At 59.0% G+C, this 16,864-nt stretch carries 14 protein-coding genes; 8 read left to right on the top strand and 6 right to left on the bottom strand.

What is annotated here, in order from left to right; translation table 11 throughout:
- The first annotated feature begins 32 nt into the window (after positions 1-32).
- Complete coding sequence (locus RBB49_RS14165) at positions 33-1,070, top strand: AraC family transcriptional regulator (protein ID WP_306143491.1); 1,038 nt, start codon at positions 33-35, stop codon at positions 1,068-1,070.
- Here RBB49_RS14165 and RBB49_RS14170 read toward each other — a convergent pair.
- Positions 1,040-1,897 carry a DUF4344 domain-containing metallopeptidase gene (locus tag RBB49_RS14170; protein WP_306143492.1) on the bottom strand — a complete coding sequence of 286 codons (858 nt, stop codon included), beginning with the start codon at positions 1,895-1,897 and terminating at the stop codon, positions 1,040-1,042. The two genes, RBB49_RS14165 and RBB49_RS14170, sit on opposite strands and share 31 nt — an antisense overlap.
- 263 nt (positions 1,898-2,160) lie before the next feature.
- Between RBB49_RS14170 and ndk the strand changes: the two genes are divergently transcribed.
- The 3 genes from ndk (at position 2,161) to RBB49_RS14185 (ending at position 6,069) form a co-directional block, all read left to right on the top strand.
- Positions 2,161-2,583, top strand: a complete 423-nt coding sequence (gene ndk, locus RBB49_RS14175) for a nucleoside-diphosphate kinase (RefSeq protein WP_306143493.1) — start codon at positions 2,161-2,163, stop codon at positions 2,581-2,583.
- A gap of 175 nt (positions 2,584-2,758) precedes the next feature.
- Positions 2,759-3,856, top strand: coding sequence for a YHYH protein (locus RBB49_RS14180; RefSeq protein WP_306143495.1), 1,098 nt, complete (start codon positions 2,759-2,761; stop codon positions 3,854-3,856).
- Between the two features lie 113 nt (positions 3,857-3,969).
- Positions 3,970-6,069, top strand: coding sequence for a molybdopterin-dependent oxidoreductase (locus RBB49_RS14185; RefSeq protein WP_306143496.1), 2,100 nt, complete (start codon positions 3,970-3,972; stop codon positions 6,067-6,069).
- Between the two features lie 99 nt (positions 6,070-6,168).
- Here the strand turns inward: RBB49_RS14185 and RBB49_RS14190 are convergent, their stop codons facing one another.
- The 3 genes from RBB49_RS14190 to RBB49_RS14200 all read right to left on the bottom strand — a co-directional run bounded on the left by RBB49_RS14190 (position 6,169) and on the right by RBB49_RS14200 (position 9,423).
- Positions 6,169-6,576, bottom strand: coding sequence for a DUF983 domain-containing protein (locus tag RBB49_RS14190; protein ID WP_306143497.1), 408 nt, complete (start codon positions 6,574-6,576; stop codon positions 6,169-6,171).
- 177 nt (positions 6,577-6,753) lie between these two features.
- The gene (locus tag RBB49_RS14195; RefSeq protein ID WP_306143498.1) at positions 6,754-8,148 is read right to left on the bottom strand and encodes a PLP-dependent aminotransferase family protein; all 1,395 of its coding nucleotides are present in this window, start codon (positions 8,146-8,148) and stop codon (positions 6,754-6,756) included.
- Positions 8,149-8,262: 114 nt separating this feature from the next.
- Positions 8,263-9,423, bottom strand: a complete 1,161-nt coding sequence (locus tag RBB49_RS14200) for an exo-alpha-sialidase (RefSeq protein ID WP_306143499.1) — start codon at positions 9,421-9,423, stop codon at positions 8,263-8,265.
- 179 nt (positions 9,424-9,602) lie between these two features.
- On the opposite strand from RBB49_RS14200, the gene RBB49_RS14205 reads away from it, so the two are divergent.
- On the top strand, positions 9,603-10,496 hold the full coding sequence (locus tag RBB49_RS14205) for an amidohydrolase family protein (RefSeq protein WP_306143500.1): 894 nt from the start codon (positions 9,603-9,605) through the stop codon (positions 10,494-10,496).
- A 33-nt stretch (positions 10,497-10,529) separates the two neighbouring features.
- On the opposite strand, the gene purN is transcribed toward RBB49_RS14205, so the two are convergent.
- Positions 10,530-11,180, bottom strand: a complete 651-nt coding sequence (gene purN / locus RBB49_RS14210; protein WP_306143501.1) for a phosphoribosylglycinamide formyltransferase — start codon at positions 11,178-11,180, stop codon at positions 10,530-10,532.
- The gene (gene purM, locus RBB49_RS14215; RefSeq protein WP_306143502.1) at positions 11,177-12,259 is read right to left on the bottom strand and encodes a phosphoribosylformylglycinamidine cyclo-ligase; all 1,083 of its coding nucleotides are present in this window, start codon (positions 12,257-12,259) and stop codon (positions 11,177-11,179) included. The genes purN and purM overlap by 4 nt, the downstream gene beginning before the upstream one ends.
- Before the next feature lie 242 nt (positions 12,260-12,501).
- Between purM and RBB49_RS14220 the strand changes: the two genes are divergently transcribed.
- From RBB49_RS14220 to RBB49_RS14230, 3 genes are all read left to right on the top strand, one after another.
- A complete protein-coding gene (locus tag RBB49_RS14220) occupies positions 12,502-13,587 on the top strand; it encodes an AI-2E family transporter (protein ID WP_306143503.1) in 1,086 nt (361 codons plus the stop codon).
- A gap of 11 nt (positions 13,588-13,598) precedes the next feature.
- On the top strand, positions 13,599-14,279 hold the full coding sequence (locus RBB49_RS14225; protein WP_306143504.1) for a hypothetical protein: 681 nt from the start codon (positions 13,599-13,601) through the stop codon (positions 14,277-14,279).
- A gap of 376 nt (positions 14,280-14,655) precedes the next feature.
- Positions 14,656-16,863: an RNA degradosome polyphosphate kinase gene (locus tag RBB49_RS14230; RefSeq protein ID WP_306143505.1), complete on the top strand. Its 2,208-nt coding sequence runs from the start codon at positions 14,656-14,658 to the stop codon at positions 16,861-16,863.
- Position 16,864: the final 1 nt, after the last annotated feature.

The raw sequence follows: 16,864 nt of genomic DNA on the forward strand, positions 1-16,864 counted from the left end.
TCGGACAGAGTGTCTATTCGACGGGCAACGACATGATCAGCATCCCGGTTTCGTTTCTGCTTGCTGCGGTTTTCTTCGGACTGGGGATGTCGGTGCTTTTCTGGCGCGTTCTGCCACGACTTTGCAGGGTGCTTTTCGTCGTTTTCTTTGCATTGCTTTGTATCGAGGCGGGATTGGTCGGCCTGCGCTTTGCGCATGGGGTCGTCGATCTCATCGCGTTGCAACGGAGCCTGCCCGTCTGGATAGCGCCATCGCTCTATCTCGGCTTCGCGGCCCTTGCCTTGCCAAAGGACACATTGCAGCGGTCGATCGTGCGGAACGGATCTTTTGCCGCGTTTCTGTCGCTCGCGATGCTGTTGCCGGTCCAGGTTCCCGGCTTCGTGGATGGGCTGATCGCGCTGAGTTTCGCGCTTTACACCGTTCTACTGGTCCGGCTCTGGGCGGGCGGACCGGATCGTCTGTCACAGGCACCGACAGGACAGGCGCGTTTCCTGCACAGGCTCCTTGCAGTCGCGATCCTGATCATGCTGGCAACGATCGCGACAGATGTCTGGATCGCACTGCTTTTCACCCGGCAGATGCCGGAGACCGCGTCGCTGGTGATCTCCTATGCAAGCCTCGCCTTCATCATAACGGCACTTGGGGTCGCCGTCTTCGTCGCACGTCAGGGCGTGCCACGCCGCAAGTCGGAGAAGAAAGAGCCGGCGAACGCTGACAACAAAGCTCTCGCGGACAAGGCAAGACAGGTCCTCATCGAGCAGAACCTCTACAGGGACCCGGCAATGACGCTCACGCGCTTTGCACGGCGTACCGGTGTACCCGACCGTGACCTTTCAATCGCGATCAATGAGGTGGCCGGTATCAATGTCAGTCAGTTCGTCAATCAGGTTCGCCTGGAAGAGGCCGCCAGGCTGCTGACCGAAACCGATGAACCGGTCACCCGGATACATGAACAGGTCGGTTTCCTGACCCGGTCCAACTTCTACCGCGAGTTCCGCCGACAGTTCGGTGATGCACCGGGCGCTTTCCGGAAAAAGGCTCAGCCGTCGTCTGAAATCAGGTCGAGATAAAGCTCGGCAAATCCGCCCAGCAACTCATGGCAGATGATGACTTCCCGCGTGTCTGCATCCCAGAACGCGTTGTCTTCGCCGCAGGCCGCCGAGCGAAAGGTTACGTTTTCGGGCAGGTCGTAAAGCGTGTCGAGTTCCTCTGCGATCGTTTCCAGGATTTTTGTCTCTTTGAGAAACGCGGCCAGAAATCCCAGATTTTTAGGTGCAGTCTCGTGGATGACCTTGATCCTACCGGCCGCCGTGTCTTCTTCCCGGACGAAGGGGTCGGTCACGTATTCCCAGGAATCCGCAGCTTGCTCGTAGTCCACTGCGCAACTTTCTATGCGGTCTTCGGGAAGATCGAGCTCCTGGGCCAGATCCAGAAAAGCGTCGTCATCGGCACCCACCATCAGACACAGCATGCGATAGCCGCGCTGCTGGTCCAGATCATGCTCGCCATAGAAGACCAGGGCGTCATAGTCCTCTTCGGACATCAGGAACCAGCCGGTCATCGCGTGGGTGAGATAGACGTCCATGTCATCCGTATCCGCGGCCAGCATGGAGACGGTGGCAAGATTGTCGACGGCGTCTTCCTCCTGCGCAAGTACGGGAAGCTCCAGCTCGGACACAAGCATGTGGCCGGCTTCGTGATAGGTCACGAAAACCGTGTTGCCGGCAACAAAGTCGAAGAACTCGGCCCGTTCCTCCTCGGTGAGAGCCTGAAGGTCTGATTGCAGACCTTCGAACCTGCCGGCGTCATCGGCAGATGCCTTGTCTGTCTGAAAAGGTCCAAGGGTCAGCGCGAACGTCAGGCAGATCACTGACAGGAGAGGGTGTAGTATTTGCACGAACATTGTCCTGCCGGTTCAGGTTCCTTGGAAGATCATTGCCGACGTGAAAACGGTCCGCAAGTCGCGTTTCTCAGACTATGCAGGCTTGCCCGGCAATTCCAGTTGCTTTTGCGGGCAACGGGCAAGTCGCGAACGCCCTCAAAAATGTCTTGCGCGCGCCCCTTGCGGCTCAGGCGCAGCGCCGCTATTAAGGCCGCGAAAATTCTGAAATTCCGGACCGGCATGGCGTCGGCTCCCTTTGAAACGAGAAAGACGAAACCATGGCGATTGAACGCACGTTTTCCATGATCAAGCCGGACGCGACCAAGCGCAACCTGACCGGTGCGATCACCGCAAAGCTCGAAGAAGCAGGACTGCGCGTTGTAGCGTCCCGCCGCGTCTGGATGTCTCTGCGCGAAGCTGAAGCCTTTTATGCCGTTCACAAGGAACGTCCGTTTTTCGGCGAACTGACGGAATTCATGTCCTCCGGCCCGACGGTCGTGCAGGTGCTGGAAGGTGAAAACGCCATCGCCAAGAACCGTGAAGTCATGGGTGCGACCAATCCGGCGGAAGCCGACGCAGGAACGATCCGCAAGGAATTCGCTCTGTCCATCGGTGAAAACTCCGTCCATGGTTCCGATGCCCCGGAAACCGCAGCCGTCGAGATCGCATTCTGGTTCTCCGGCACCGAACTGGTCGGCTGATTGGGCACAGCGCATTGAACTGAATAGGAAGCCGGTCCGGTCGGGCCGGCTTTTTTTGTTTTCAATCGCGCTCCTGATACACCCCGTTACATATTCATACCAAAAGGCGACAGCACCCCTTGGCCGACTCCGTCATACTATTTTAGTCGTGGCATTGGATCTGGAGATAGAAAGCATGCGTTTAAGTCTTGCGCTTGCAAGCGCGCTGATCGCTTCACAGGCCGCTGCACACGACAGTGCAGCGCCAATAGGCGGAGAACAACCGGTTGAACACATTCATCTGTCGGATGAGATCTGGGACCTCTTCCTTCCTCAGGCAGAGGCAAGCGCTGACATAACGGTTCAGGGAAACTCCAGGCGCATTCACGCCAATGGCTATCCGAACAAACCACCCGGGAAATTCCCGAACCGAAACAATCCCCACGCCATTTCAAAGAAAAACTACAACCTCAAGGTTCCGCTCAACCCGCGAAAGAACGCCCAGCCCCGGGATGCGCAGGGTTCCGTTTTCGGGATCGCGCTCAACGGTGTCGTGATGGATTCCGGCACGGCGGAATTCTGGCAGAATGACCGGCGTTCCGGCTGGAACTATGAAGCGCTGGGCGGCGCCTGCAAGCTCGGCCTCGACAAGTACAATGCGCATGTCCAGCCGAACGGAACCTATCACTATCACGGCATCCCGACCGGCGTTGTTTCTGCCAGCGGCGGACGTTCCGTTCCCGCGATGATCGGCTATGCCGCCGACGGTTTTCCGATCTATGGCCAGCACGGATATTCCGATCCTGCCGGGAAATCCCGGATGAAGAAACTTGAAAGCAGCTATCGCCTGAAAAGCGGGAACCGGCCGAGCGGTCCTGGTGGACGCTACAATGGCAAGTTCACGCAGGACTGGGCATATGTGAACGGAGCCGGAGATCTCGACCGCTGCAACGGACGTTTTGCCGTGACACCCGAATATCCGGACGGAACCTATCACTATGTTCTGACGGATAGTTTTCCGTTCATTCCAAGATGCTGGATGGGCAATCCGGACGCAAGTTTCACCAGGCTGAAGGGACGGGGGCAGCGACGCGGCGACCTGTGGCCAGAAAGCGAGGCGCCTGACCAGGATTATGCTGCGATCGGCGATCTGAATGAGGCGCAGGTGATCCAGGTCCAGGGTGGTCCACCGCCGCGGCTGCGTCCGGGCGGGCCGCCGCCGAAGCGCGGCCAGCGTGGACCGCGTCAGCAACGTGGCGGGCCGGGTGGCCGGGCACCCTGCAGCGGCAGCTGATCCGGTTGCTGGCAAAGGATTGACGAAGGAGGCGCTTGACGGCGTCTTCTTTGCTATTCATTAGGTCAGGAGAGGTCTGCCTGTCAGATCGCGCAGAGCCGAATGGATACGCAATGAATCAGCCGCCGCCGAAAAGCACGTTTTCCACCTGTCCGCATGACTGCCCTTCGGCCTGTGCCGTCGAGGTTCACTTTTATCCGCATGGCGATATCCGCCGGCTGAACGGGGCGAAGGAAAACACCTATACTGCTGGCGTCGTCTGCGCGAAGGTCGCGCGCTATCCGGAGCGGCTCTATCATCCCGAGCGCCTGGTCAATCCGATGCGCCGTGTCGGCAAAAAGGGCGAGGGGCGTTTCGAGGAGATTTCCTGGGACGAGGCTCTGGACCTGATCGCGCAGACGTTTCTTAAGGCCGAAGCGGAGTTCGGGGCGGAAAGCATCTGGCCATACTATTACGCTGGGACCATGGGACAGGTGCAGCGGGACAGCATCCATCGTCTGCGCCACGCGAAAGGGTATTCGCGCCAGTTCGACAGCTTTTGCACGAATATGGCCTGGACTGGTTACATTGCCGGAACCGGCAGGCTGGCCGGGCCCGATCCGCGTGAAATGGCGCTTTCCGATCAGATCGTCATCTGGGGAACCAATCCCGTGGCGACGCAGGTCAACGTGATGACCCATGTGGTTGCCGCGCGAAAGAAACGTGGTGCACGCGTCATCGTGGTCGATGTCTACGAGACGGAAACCATGAAACAGGCCGATATCGGCCTTGTTTTGAAACCGGGAACGGACGCGGCGCTCGCCTGCGCGATCATGCATGTGCTTTTCCGGGATGGCCACGCGGATCGGGACTATCTTGACGCCTATACCGACTGCCCCGTCGAACTCGAAGCGCATCTCAAGACACGGACCCCGGATTGGGCCGCAGCGATCACCGGTCTGGATGCCGCCAGGATCGAGGAAGTCGCCGCCCTGATCGGCGAAACCAAAAAGACGTTTTTCCGGCTCGGCTACGGTTTCACCCGCCAGCGAAATGGCGCTGTCGCGATGCATGCCGCTGCTTCCATCGCCTGCGTCACCGGTTGCTGGCAATATGAAGGCGGCGGCGCGTTTCACAACAATGGCGCCATCTATCAGCTCAACAAGGAAATGATCGAGGCCACTTCGCTCAAAGACACGAAGGTGCGCTCGCTCGATCAGAGCCTGATCGGTCGGGTCCTGACCGGCGACGAAGACGCTTTGCGTGGCGGCCCGCCGGTCAAGGCCATCCTGATCCAGAACACCAATCCCGTTTCGGTGGCTCCGGAACAGGAGCGCGTCAAGCAAGGGTTTGCGCGCGAGGATCTCTTCACCGTTGTTCACGAACAATTCCTGACAGAAACCGCGAAAATGGCGGATATCGTGTTGCCGGCGACCCAGTTTCTGGAGCATGACGATATCTACAAGGGCGGTGGCCACCAGTACCTGTCGCTGGGTCCGAAAGCGGTCGAGCCGCCGGAAGGGCCAAAGGAAAACATATTTGTTATCAACGAGATCGCGAAGCGCGTTGATTCAAGACCTCATCCGGGATTCGAGATGAGCGCTGCCGAGCATATTGACTGGATGCTTCAGAATTCAGGCTATGGCACTTTGGCGGATCTTGAAACGGAGAAGTGGCGTGACATGCAGCCGGACTTCGAAACGTCGCACTTTCTCAACGGCTTCGGTCACGCTGACGGAAAGTTTCACTTCAGGCCTGACTGGGGCAAAACACCGGCACCCAACAAGCCGGACGGAGAGACCGTCTTCGGACCATTTGCGGACATTCCCGAGTTCCCGGACCAGTGGGACAGCATCGAACTGGCCGATCGCGAACATCCGTTCCGTCTGGCGACATCGCCGGCGCGGTCTTTCCTCAATTCCACGTTCAACGAAACGCAGACTTCACTCAAGAAGGAGGGGCGGCCCGAGGTCTGGATCAGACCGGATGATGCCGGCAGATTTGACATTGAGGACGGCGCGAAAGTGAAAATGGGCAACGCGCGCGGTGTTGTCACGCTTCATGCTCGTCATGTGGAGACGGTCGCTCCCGGAACGCTGATCTCGGAGGGGATCTGGCCGAACGCGGCATTCGAGGACGGCAGGGGTATCAACACGCTGACCGGCGCCGATCCCGTCGCGCCTTATGGCGGCGCGGCCTTTCATGACACGGCGGTCTGGATCAGACCCTGCTAGAGCGGTATTCGCGTGACGAAACCGGAAAATTGAAGCAGCGCATTCCGGCGGAATGCGCTGCCTTGCCAGACGTGAGCACAGGTTTGGGGCTCCCGGGTCTCACGGCTGGATTTGGGTAACGTCGTCCTCGGGCGTCACCAGCCTGCCTTCTTCGGCCTTGTAGAAATACTGGCTGGCGACCAGCCATCCCTTCAATGGTCTCAGCATCGGGATGCAGGTGAGGAGGATCAGGGGCAGGGTCGTGACCAGGTGCACCCAGTAAGGGGCCGTGAAGGCGATCTCGAGCCAGATCGCGAAAGCGACCGCGGGCACGCAGCCAAAGCAGATCACGAAGAAGGCCGGGCCATCGGCGGGATCCGCGAAGCTGTAGTCGAGACCGCAATGATTGCAGCCGGATTTCATCTTCAGGAACCCGTCAAAGATCTTGCCTTCGCCGCAACGCGGGCAGCGGCCCTTGATACCCGTCTGGATCGGTGAAAGCTTCGGCCAGCTCTGGTTCGTGTTCATCGGCCTTCCAGTCCTGCGAAATCTCCGGAAACACGTTTATCGCGTTTCGCTTTGTGCCGTCATTCATATAATGACTGTAATTGCATGCAGTCAAAATATGATATTGTGGCGCATAGTCAAGAGACTCCGCTGCGGCAAATTGGCTGCTTTCGGCTCTGCGTTCAGCGTCGCCCGCCCTCAGAAATAGACGGAGGACCCCACTGGTGATGCCTCGAGGGTCTGCGAGAGGACTTCAAGCGCATGCCCAAGCTGCGTCCGGTCCACCGGACCTCCAAGACCTATGCGGACACGCTCGGCCGGTGTTCCGCGCGCCGTGAATGCATCGGCCTCGGTGATTCCGATCGGCAGGTTCCGGAGCTGGCTGACAAGGGCCGAGCGGGTCCAGCCGCCAGGAAGCCCGAGCCAGAGGTGAAACCCTTCCGGATCGGCCAGATAGTCCTGCCTGTGTAGATGCTGCGCGGCGAGTTGCTGCCTTGCCGCGCTTTCCGAACGGATGTGATCGAGAAGCAGAAAGGCGGTACCGTCTTCGATCCAGCGGGTCGCCAGGGCGGTCATGATCGGAGACGGCATGACCTGTGATGTTCTGACTGCGCGTGCGAATTTCCATCGCGCCCCGGTGCCCGGCGCGAGAACGTAGGCGAGCCGCAAACCTGCACCGAGCGTCTTGGAAAGGGAGCCGATATACCAGGTTGATTCGGGTGCGAGCGCAGCGAACGGAAGGGGCGCTTTGCGGCAAAGCTGACCATAGGCGTCGTCTTCGAGAATTGCGATGCCGCCTCTTTCCGCGCATTCGACAAGCTCTTTGCGGCGATGGTAGGGAACTGTTTTTGTTGTCGGGTTTTGAATTGTCGGGTTCAGGTAGAGGGCTTTCAGACGGCCTTCGCCTATGGCCGAGTGCAAACTGTCGGGAAGGACGCCGGCTTCATCGGTCTCCAGCCCGATCAGTTCCAGCCCGAACTGGGCCGCAAGTGAGCGGATGCCGGGATAGGTGATGTCTTCACATGCAAGCTGATCGCCCGGTTCCGTTGTTGCGGCCAGGATGTGGCCCAGAGCGGACTGGGCACCGGACGCGAACAGGATCTGCGATGGTTCGGTCGGGAGGCCGGTATTTTCAAGCCAGCGGGCTGCTGCAAGCTGATCCTGCTCGGCTGTGTCGAGGGTCTGATAGCGCAGCAACGGCATCAGTTCGCCAGAGAGCGCGCGGTAGCCCGCCTGCATTTTGGCGTTAAGCTGACGATCGCCTGGCTCCGGCGGCAGGTTCATGGAAAAGTCAGGCGCGCAGATCCGGGTTGAGCCGGCCTCGGAGCGGTCTTTGGAGCCTGCGTCGCTCGGATCAGTGACAAACGTGCCGCTGCCAACCTGGGACGACAACAGGCCGCGCCGCCTTGCTTCCGTATAGCCGCGCGCCACCGTCGTAAAATCCAGGCCAAGGATCTTCGCCAGTTGCCGCTGTGCGGGAAGCCGGTCACCCGGTGAGAGCCTGCCGCTGGAAAGGTCGGATGCAATACTGTCGGCAATGGCAATGTAGCGCGGGGCATCGCTGTTCTTTAGGTCGGGGTGCCAGTCGGTCATGCGGTGTGTCGTCTTTCGGTAAATTGACTGCAAATGACTGTATACCGAAACAGAATTGATTTGTCATTATCTGTATGTGCCGCCGTGATGGTGCGTCTGCAAGCCGGGGTGGGTCTATATGCGATCGAGAACTTCGACGGAAAGGATTGTCGGCAGGTGCCGGGCGATTTCTTCCCAGCTTTCGCCTTCGTCAAAGCTTGCGAAGAGCGAGCCTGAATTTGTGCCGAAGTAAAGACCTGCCGGGTCCCGTTCATCGCCTGCCATCGCCTGGCGCAGAACCGTGAAGAAACACGCCTCTTGCGGCAATCCTTCGCGCTTGGCTTGCCAGTTTTGCCCGCCGTCCGAGGATTTCCAGACTGCAGCTGCCGCATCCGGAGGAAAACGGCCGGCGGCATCGCCGTTGAGCGGAAACGTCCAGACGGTTTGGGGATCGCGCGGATGAACCCGGATCGGGAACCCGAACGTGGAGGGCAGCCCGTCATTGATGCTGTCCCAGCTGCGGCCGCCATCTGCCGAGCGCCAGACCCCGTGATGGTTCTGCTGGTAAAGCAGATCAGCGTCGCCCGGTGCACGCATCATGTTGTGTACGCAGTGGCCCGTTTCTCCGTCCTTTGGTCCGGCCGGATGGGCGTGCCCTTCGCAGGCGGCGGCATTGGACAGGCGGTTGCGCCGTTCCCAGCTCGCGCCGCCATCTTCCGTCGCAAAGACACCGGCCGCGGAAATACCGATCCAGAGTTTTTCCGGGTTCTTCGGATCGCCGACGATCGTGTGCAGGACAAGACCGGCCGCACCCGGGTTCCAGCTTTCTGCCGAAGGGTGGTTCTGAAGGCTCTCCAGATTTTCGAAGGTGACTCCGTTATCGGCGCTTTTCAGGAGCATGGCAGGTTTGGTGCCCGCATAAAGAGTTCCGTTCGAGAGACCGAGCGACCAGATCTGGGAAAATGTGTCGGTAAAGGGAAGGGGCTTATCGATCCATCCGATCATTTTGGCAAAATCAGGATCCATTGCCGCCCAGTCGTCGATCTTTCCCTTGGTGAGCTTGGACAGGTCCCAGCTGTCGCCGCCATCACTGGACCGCCAGACGCCAGCCCCGTTCCAGTCACCGCCGCCACCGGCCCAGAGCCGGCCCGTTTCCGGATCGCCGATCACATGGTTGATTGGCCAGCCGTCGCAACAAGGTCCCTTGACGGTCCAACCGGTTCGCTCGCGACCTCCGGCAACAAGAAAGGCTCCCTTGGTCGTGCCGATCAGGATTGTGAGATCTCCGGAACGCATTGCAGGGCCTCCTCTGAACCATTGTGAATTTTATCATGAAATGGTCGTGAGGGCTTTGGTTGAACGCTATTTTTGCAGTTCAAACGGGCTCAAACATCAATTTAATTGGAAAAATAATAAAAAAGTCGATTTTATGGATGGGTCTGGTAGGTAAAGTCTGGAAGCTGGAAAGGGGAAGCATGTCGGGTGCGCAGTTAACAACCGGTTTTGCAGGCATCTTGCTTGCGTTGTTGATGTCGGTCGCCGCTGCCGACGGAGACCATGAGCCGATCGGGGATGATGTCTGGAACCTTCCGTTGTTCGATGCTCATGTGCACTACAAGGAACCGGCGTGGGATCGCTATCCGGTCAGCAGCGTTGTGGAACTCATGGACGAAAACGGGGTTGCCATGGCGCTGGTTTCCTCCACGCCGGACGAGGGCACCATCATGCTGTGGGAATACGCACCCAACAGGGTCGTGCCCGAGCTTCGCCCCTATCACGGTGCAGCCGGATCTTCGAACTGGACAAAGGCGGAGGGCATGGACACCTACCTTGAAGAACGGCTGGAAAGCTATCCGCACGAGGGCATCGGAGAGTTCCATATCCGGCAGTTGGATATGTCCGACGAGCCGTTGTTCCGCAAGATCATCGCGATGGCAAAGGAGCGGGACATTTATCTCCATGTGCATTCGGGAACGGAACCGATCCGCTGGCTCTACGGTCTCGATCCCGAGGTGAAGATCATCTGGGCCCATGCCGGACTGAGCACCGCTGCGCCGGAGGTTTACGAACTGATGGATGAGTATCCCGAGCTTCTCGCCGACACTTCCTTGCGCGAATACAGCATTCTCGGGCGCGGGGAGAACCTCGACCCGCAATGGCTTGAGATCATTTTCGATTTTCAGGACAGGCTGATGATCGGCAGCGACACGTGGGTCAACAGCCAGTGGGACAGCTATTCCGAGATCATGACGATGAACAGGCTCTGGCTGTCGAAGCTGCCTCGGGGCGTCGCGGAGAAAATTGCATACAAAAACGCAGAGCGCTATTTCGGCCGTGACATTTCCCTGGACCAGATCGGTACGAAATAGGTGCGGTGAGGAACGACCAGCGCGAAACGCAATTCAGACCGGCCATATGAGGTGCGGGTCGGAATCGCTTTCCGCTCCAGTCAGGACCCGGGCCCCGGTCACCTTGGTCTTCCCGGTCGCAACGAGTTCAAGGGCTTTCGGATAGATCCGGTGTTCGACTTCAAGGACGCGTGCCGCCAGCGTGTCGGGCGTGTCCTGGTCGAGCACCGGAACCGCGCCCTGGATGATGATTGGCCCGTCATCCATTTCAGCAGAGACGAAGTGAACCGTTGCTCCATGCAGTTTTACGCCTTCGTCCAGCGCACGTTCATGGGTCGCAAGGCCCTTGAAGGAGGGCAGGAGAGCCGGATGTATGTTGATCATGCGGCCCGACCACGCGTTTACCAGGAAAGGTGTGAGGATGCGCATGAAACCCGCAAGCGCGACGAGATCGATCCGGTGTTCCTTGAGTACGGTGTCGACCGCTTTTTCGAATGCTTCACGGTCGCCGGCAAAACCGGTGTGGTCGACCACCGCGGTCGGAATTCCGAACTCAGCCGCCCGCTCCAACCCCTTTGCATCAGGCCGGTTTGAAACGACAAGCGCGATTTCGGCAGGGTAGGAGGGGGCCATGGCCGCTGAAATGAGCGCGCCCATGTTCGATCCGCGACCGGAAATGAGAACAGCTGTGCGTTTGCGGCTCATCCGGAAAATCCGAGGCTGTTGTCGAAGAGGACCGGCGTGTCCCCGCCAGCTTCGATCCTGCCGATAACCGCGACGGTCTCGCCATTGTCACGCAGGACACCGGCAACGGCGTCCGCTTCATCCCTGGAGACGGCAATCACCATGCCGACGCCGCAATTGAAGGTGCGCAGCATTTCGCTTTCGGCGACACCGCCGGTCTGCGCGAGCCAGGAGAAAACCGCGGGCGGGTCGATCATCGAAAGGTCAATACGGGCCGAGCAGTCGTCCGGGAGTACACGGGGCAGGTTTTCCGGCAGGCCGCCTCCAGTGATATGCGCCAGCGCCTTGATGCCACCTGTTTCCTTCAGGGCCGCCAGAAGCGGTTTGACGTAGATCCGGGTCGGTTCCATCAGCACTTCACCAAGCGACTTGCCTGTTTCGAAAGGAGCGTTGTCTGACCAGGAGAGACCGGCAAGTTCCATGATCTTGCGCACCATGGAGTACCCGTTCGAGTGCACACCGGACGATGCGAGACCGAGAAGCACATCGCCTTCGGCCACGTCGCTGCGCGGCAGGATCTGGCCCCGTTCGACCGCGCCGACCGAAAAGCCTGCGAGATCATAGTCGCCGTCGGAATACATACCCGGCATTTCAGCCGTTTCTCCGCCGATCAGAGCGGCTCCGGCAAGCTTGCAGCCGTCTGCGATGCCGGCGACAACATCACTCGCCGTGTCGACATCAAGTGCGCCTGTTGCAAAATAGTCGAGGAAAAACAGGGGCTCTGCGCCCTGGACGACGAGATCGTTGACGCACATTGCGACGAGATCGATGCCGACCGTGCGATGCTGTCCTGTCTCGATCGCAATCTTCAGCTTGGTCCCGACACCGTCATTTGCCGCGACCAGGATCGGATCGTGAAAGCCTGCACGCTTCAGGTCGAACAGGCCGCCAAATCCGCCAATGTCGCTGTCCGCGCCAGGCCGTGACGTTGCCTTGACCAGTGGTTTGATCCGGTCGACCAGGGCATTCCCCGCATCGATGTCGACACCGGCGTCGGCATAGGTCAGGCCATTGCTTCCTTCGGCTTTGGACGGGCTCATGGCTGCTCCAGACGTTCGTTTGCGGGGTCGGTTGCCCAAGACCTTGTCTTGTCACTGCCGCGCATACAGCCTTGTGCCGGTTTTCACAAGGGCTGCGCCGCCTGTTCACTTGCAAATCCACCTCTTGACCGGGCAATGTTCGACAACCTATGAGCAATGCGCGGGAAAAATACGTATCTTGTCATGTATACTACCGCTGACTTTTCGAGACCCATTCCCGGTCATTGCCCGGAGGAACATTTATGACTTTGCGCCGTCAGGTTCAGTTCTGGTTGCTTTCCCTGGCCGTTTTCTGCGTTTTTCTCTACATCTTTTCCGGTGTGCTTTTGCCTTTCGTCGCCGGAATGGCCGTTGCCTACCTGCTCGACCCGGTGTGTGACCGTCTCGAGCGGCTTGGCATGGACCGGCTTTGGGCAACCCTGACCATCCTTTTTTCTTTCATCCTGGTGCTGGTGCTGTTTTTTATCCTGCTGGTGCCGGTCCTCGGCAATCAGCTGGCCTCGTTTCTTGAGAACTTTCCCGACCTGGTGCGCAGGCTTCAGGTCCTGCTTCAAAAATACTTTCCGGCCAACCTGGCAAGCCTTGCCGGCCTGTCACCGGAAGATCTCCAGGCGTCGATGACGGATCTTATCGGGCAGGGGGCTTCGTTTGTCGGCAAACTCGCGCAGTCGATCTGGAGCGGGGGACAGGCATTGCTGTCGATCCTGTCGCTTTTCGTGATCACACCGGTTGTCGCGTTCTACCTTCTCCTGGACTGGGATCACATGGTCGAGCGGATCGACAGCTGGATCCCGCGTGACCACCTGGAGGAAATCCGGGGTCTTGCCAGGGAAATGGACGCGGCTGTCGCTGGTTTCGTTCGCGGTCAGGTTTCGGTTTGTGTCATCCTGGGTATTTTCTACGCGGTTTCGCTGGCGCTCGTCGGGTTGAATTTCGGGCTTCTGATCGGCATGGCTGCCGGCCTCGTCAGCTTCATTCCATTTGTTGGTGCAGCGCTTGGTTTCGTTCTGTCCATCGGCGTTGCGCTTGTCCAGTTCTGGCCGGACTGGCCGTGGATACTCGTTGTCGGTGCCGTGTTCGCGGTCGGCCAGTTCCTGGAAGGCAACATCCTTCAACCGAAGCTGGTCGGGGAAAGCACCGGCCTTCATCCCGTGACCCTCATGTTTGCACTTTTCGCCTTCGGTTTTCTTTTCGGCTTCGTGGGCATGCTGATCGCCGTGCCGGCCGCCGCGATGATCGGGGTGCTTGCGCGCTTCGGCTTGAGACAGTACCTAGCAAGCCCGGTCTACAAGGGAATTGCCCCTTCTTCGACCGCGGGTGAAGAGTAAGTGACGGGATAATGGCGGAACCACCGCGCCAGTTGCCTTTGGAGTTGCCGCACGAGGCCGCGCTCGGGCGTGAAGACTACCTCGTGGGTGCCTCCAACAAGGCCGCATATGAGCTGCTGGAAAGGTGGCCGGACTGGCCGTCACCCGTTGTTGTTCTTGCTGGTCCCGTCGGATCCGGCAAAAGCCACCTTGTGCAGGCCTTTCAGGACGAAAGCGCCGCCCGCGTCGTCGCTGCGCCCGATCTTGCCGATGACATGGTCGATGAACTGGCCACAGCGCCTGCGGCCGTTGTTGAAAACGCACATCTGGGTGTCGATGACACGGCGCTGTTTCATCTCCTCAACGCGTCCCGGCAGGCCGGCAAGACGGTTCTGATCACCAGCCGCACGTGGCCGGTGAGCTGGAAGCTTTCGCTGCCCGACCTGATGTCCCGCCTGCGTGCCGCCACACCGGTCGAAATCCTCGAACCTGACGATGACCTGTTGCGAAGGGTTCTCGTCAAACTCTTTGCCGACCGTCAGATTTCGGTGGACATCGGTGTCGTCGACTACCTTGTTGTCCGCATGGAACGGTCGCTGGATGTTGCCATGCGCGCCGTCGAGGCGATCGATCAGGAAGCGCTGGCCGGACGTGTCAAAATAACCAAGCCTCTTGCGGGTCGTGTTCTTGAAGATGTGCATAAGGGGCGTTGAGTTAGCGGGTTGCGACATTGGTTTCATTTGCCTGCCGCGCTCACCGTGTTACTCACATTCCAAAGGTCCACGGCAAGGGTACGGACACATAAATGAGACTGAAATGGCATGCGAAATGGCAAAATCCCGTCAGGAAGGGTGTACAGAGCGGGCTTCCTGCCCGGTCAAGCGCGCTGACGCTGCGGGGTGAAGCCATTTCCATGTCCTTCGGATTTGATCGGCTTGCACTTCCTCCGCGTTGCGAAAAACTTGAAAATGAGGAGCATTTCCCGCGCTGCCGCGCCTTGATGAGACGCAAACCGCCTCAAACCAATCCGGCCTCTTTTGTGAGTCCGTACCCTTGGGTCACCAAAGCCTGTATCTGAAGGGAAGCACCATGAATGAGACAAACGACCTTTCAGATGTTTTCACGGCTTCTTCCGACCTGCGCGGTGAAGATCACGAACCGTTGGCCGAAGTGATGTCTGCTCCTGACCGGTACATGAACCGGGAACTGTCCTGGCTGCAGTTCAACCTGCGCGTCCTCGAAGAAGCCATGAACGAGAATCATCCGCTTCTGGAACGGGTCCGGTTCCTGTCGATTTCCGCGAACAACCTTGATGAGTTCTTCATGGTGCGGGTTGCCGGACTTCGCGGCCAGCAGCGCGCGGAAGTGACGAACCTTTCCGACGATGGCCTGACGCCGACCGAACAGCTCGAAAGAATCAGCGAGGCCGTCCGTGATCTGCAGGCATCCCAGCAACGGATCTGGGAAGACCTGCGCGGGGAGATCGCCGAACAGGGAATCGAGATTTTTCATGGCGACGATATCGGCGAAGCGGACAAAGCCTGGCTTCAGGAGTATTTCCTGGGATACGTGTTTCCCGTCCTGACACCGCTGGCCATCGATCCGGCGCATCCGTTCCCGTTCATACCCAATCTCGGCTTTTCCATCGTCTTTGAACTGGTGCCGACATCAGGCGGGCGCGGAATGATCGCGCTCCTGAGGATCCCGAACCAGGTTGAGCGGTTTGTGCGGTTGCCAAATTTGGGTGGCGGTGCGGCGCGTTTCATTGCCATTGAACGTGTGGTCAGCATGTTTATCGGCCGTCTGTTTCCCGGATACGAAATCCGGGGCAAGGGCGCATTCCGTGTCATCCGCGACAGCGACCTGGAAATCGAAGAGGAAGCCGAAGACCTCGTGCGCCTCTTTGAAAGTGCCCTGAAGCGCCGGCGCCGGGGCTCGGTGATCCGGCTGGAGATTCAGGAAACAACACCGCCGGCACTCCAGGAATTTGTCGCCGATGCGCTTGACGTCGGCGAAAGCGAGACGTTTCAGGCAAAGGGCCTGCTTGCGCTCAACAACCTGTCGCAGATCGTCGATCTGGAACGCCCGGATCTCAAATTCGAGCCGTACACGGCCCGTTTTCCCGAACGTATTCGCGAACATGGCGGCGATTGCCTCGCGGCCATCCACCAGAAGGACATCGTCGTCCACCACCCTTATGAGTCCTTTGATGTCGTGGTGCAGTATCTCCGGCAGGCCGCACGTGATCCTGACGTCGTTGCGATCAAGCAGACGCTCTACCGGACCTCGAACAATTCGCCGATCGTCAAGGCGTTGGCTGAAGCGGCGGAAGCCGGAAAATCGGTCACGGCGCTGGTGGAGCTCAAGGCGCGGTTCGACGAGGAAGCCAACATCAAATGGGCGCGCGACCTGGAACGTGCGGGTGTTCAGGTCGTATTCGGCTTCATTGAATTGAAGACCCACTCCAAGCTGTCCATGGTCATCAAGCGCGAGCACGGCCAGCTCAAGACCTACTGCCATATCGGCACCGGCAACTATCACCCCATAACCGCCAGGATTTACGAAGACCTGTCCTTTTTCACCGATGATCCCGGTATTGCCGAGGACGCGGCACGGGTATTCAATTTCATCACCGGCTACGCGGAGCCGGATGAGTTGAACCATCTGCTGGTATCGCCGGTCAATCTGCGCCAGCGCATGCTGGAATTGACCGAGGCGGAGATCCGGCACGCCAAGGAAGGCCGCCCGGCCCAGATCTGGATGAAGATGAATTCGCTCGTCGATCATGAGATTATCGACGCGCTTTATCGTGCCAGCCAGGCAGGCGTTCAGATCGATCTTGTGATCCGGGGCATTTGCTGCCTGAGGCCGGGCATAGAGGGGCTGTCGGACAACATTCGGGTCAAATCCATCGTCGGGCGTTTTCTGGAACACTCGCGCATCTTCTGCTTCGGCAACGGGCACGGCCTTCCGTCTCCAGAGGCCTATGTCTATATCGGATCTGCCGACCTGATGCCCCGGAACATCGACAGAAGGGTGGAAGTGCTTTCGCCCCTGCTCACTGCGACAGTGCACGAACAGGTGCTCGACCAGATCATGGTGGCCAATCTGAAAGACAATCAGCAGAGCTGGCGCATTCTCGCAGACGGCAGCCATGAGCGCATCGTGCCCGGTCCGAACGAGGAACCGTTCAACGCACACCGGTATTTCATGACCAACCCGTCACTTTCAGGAAGAGGAAAATCCTTGAAAAGCGATCGTCCCAAGCCGTTCCTGAAGCGGCAAAAACGAGGCTGAC

The sequence above is a fragment of the Roseibium sp. MMSF_3412 genome (assembly GCF_030733265.1).
Taxonomy (GTDB): domain Bacteria; phylum Pseudomonadota; class Alphaproteobacteria; order Rhizobiales; family Stappiaceae; genus Roseibium.

What these genes read in the sequence shown, in the direction of transcription:
- RBB49_RS14165 (WP_306143491.1), top strand. Translation starts at nt 33, where the DNA reads ATGATCAGCATCCCGGTTTCGTTTCTGCTTGCTGCGGTTTTCTTCGGA.
- ndk (WP_306143493.1), top strand. Translation starts at nt 2,161, where the DNA reads ATGGCGATTGAACGCACGTTTTCCATGATCAAGCCGGACGCGACCAAG.
- RBB49_RS14180 (WP_306143495.1), top strand. Translation starts at nt 2,759, where the DNA reads ATGCGTTTAAGTCTTGCGCTTGCAAGCGCGCTGATCGCTTCACAGGCC.
- RBB49_RS14185 (WP_306143496.1), top strand. Translation starts at nt 3,970, where the DNA reads ATGAATCAGCCGCCGCCGAAAAGCACGTTTTCCACCTGTCCGCATGAC.
- RBB49_RS14190 (WP_306143497.1), bottom strand. Translation starts at nt 6,576, where the DNA reads ATGAACACGAACCAGAGCTGGCCGAAGCTTTCACCGATCCAGACGGGT.
- RBB49_RS14195 (WP_306143498.1), bottom strand. Translation starts at nt 8,148, where the DNA reads ATGACCGACTGGCACCCCGACCTAAAGAACAGCGATGCCCCGCGCTAC.
- RBB49_RS14200 (WP_306143499.1), bottom strand. Translation starts at nt 9,423, where the DNA reads ATGCGTTCCGGAGATCTCACAATCCTGATCGGCACGACCAAGGGAGCC.
- RBB49_RS14205 (WP_306143500.1), top strand. Translation starts at nt 9,603, where the DNA reads ATGTCGGGTGCGCAGTTAACAACCGGTTTTGCAGGCATCTTGCTTGCG.
- purN (WP_306143501.1), bottom strand. Translation starts at nt 11,180, where the DNA reads ATGAGCCGCAAACGCACAGCTGTTCTCATTTCCGGTCGCGGATCGAAC.
- purM (WP_306143502.1), bottom strand. Translation starts at nt 12,259, where the DNA reads ATGAGCCCGTCCAAAGCCGAAGGAAGCAATGGCCTGACCTATGCCGAC.
- RBB49_RS14220 (WP_306143503.1), top strand. Translation starts at nt 12,502, where the DNA reads ATGACTTTGCGCCGTCAGGTTCAGTTCTGGTTGCTTTCCCTGGCCGTT.
- RBB49_RS14225 (WP_306143504.1), top strand. Translation starts at nt 13,599, where the DNA reads ATGGCGGAACCACCGCGCCAGTTGCCTTTGGAGTTGCCGCACGAGGCC.
- RBB49_RS14230 (WP_306143505.1), top strand. Translation starts at nt 14,656, where the DNA reads ATGAATGAGACAAACGACCTTTCAGATGTTTTCACGGCTTCTTCCGAC.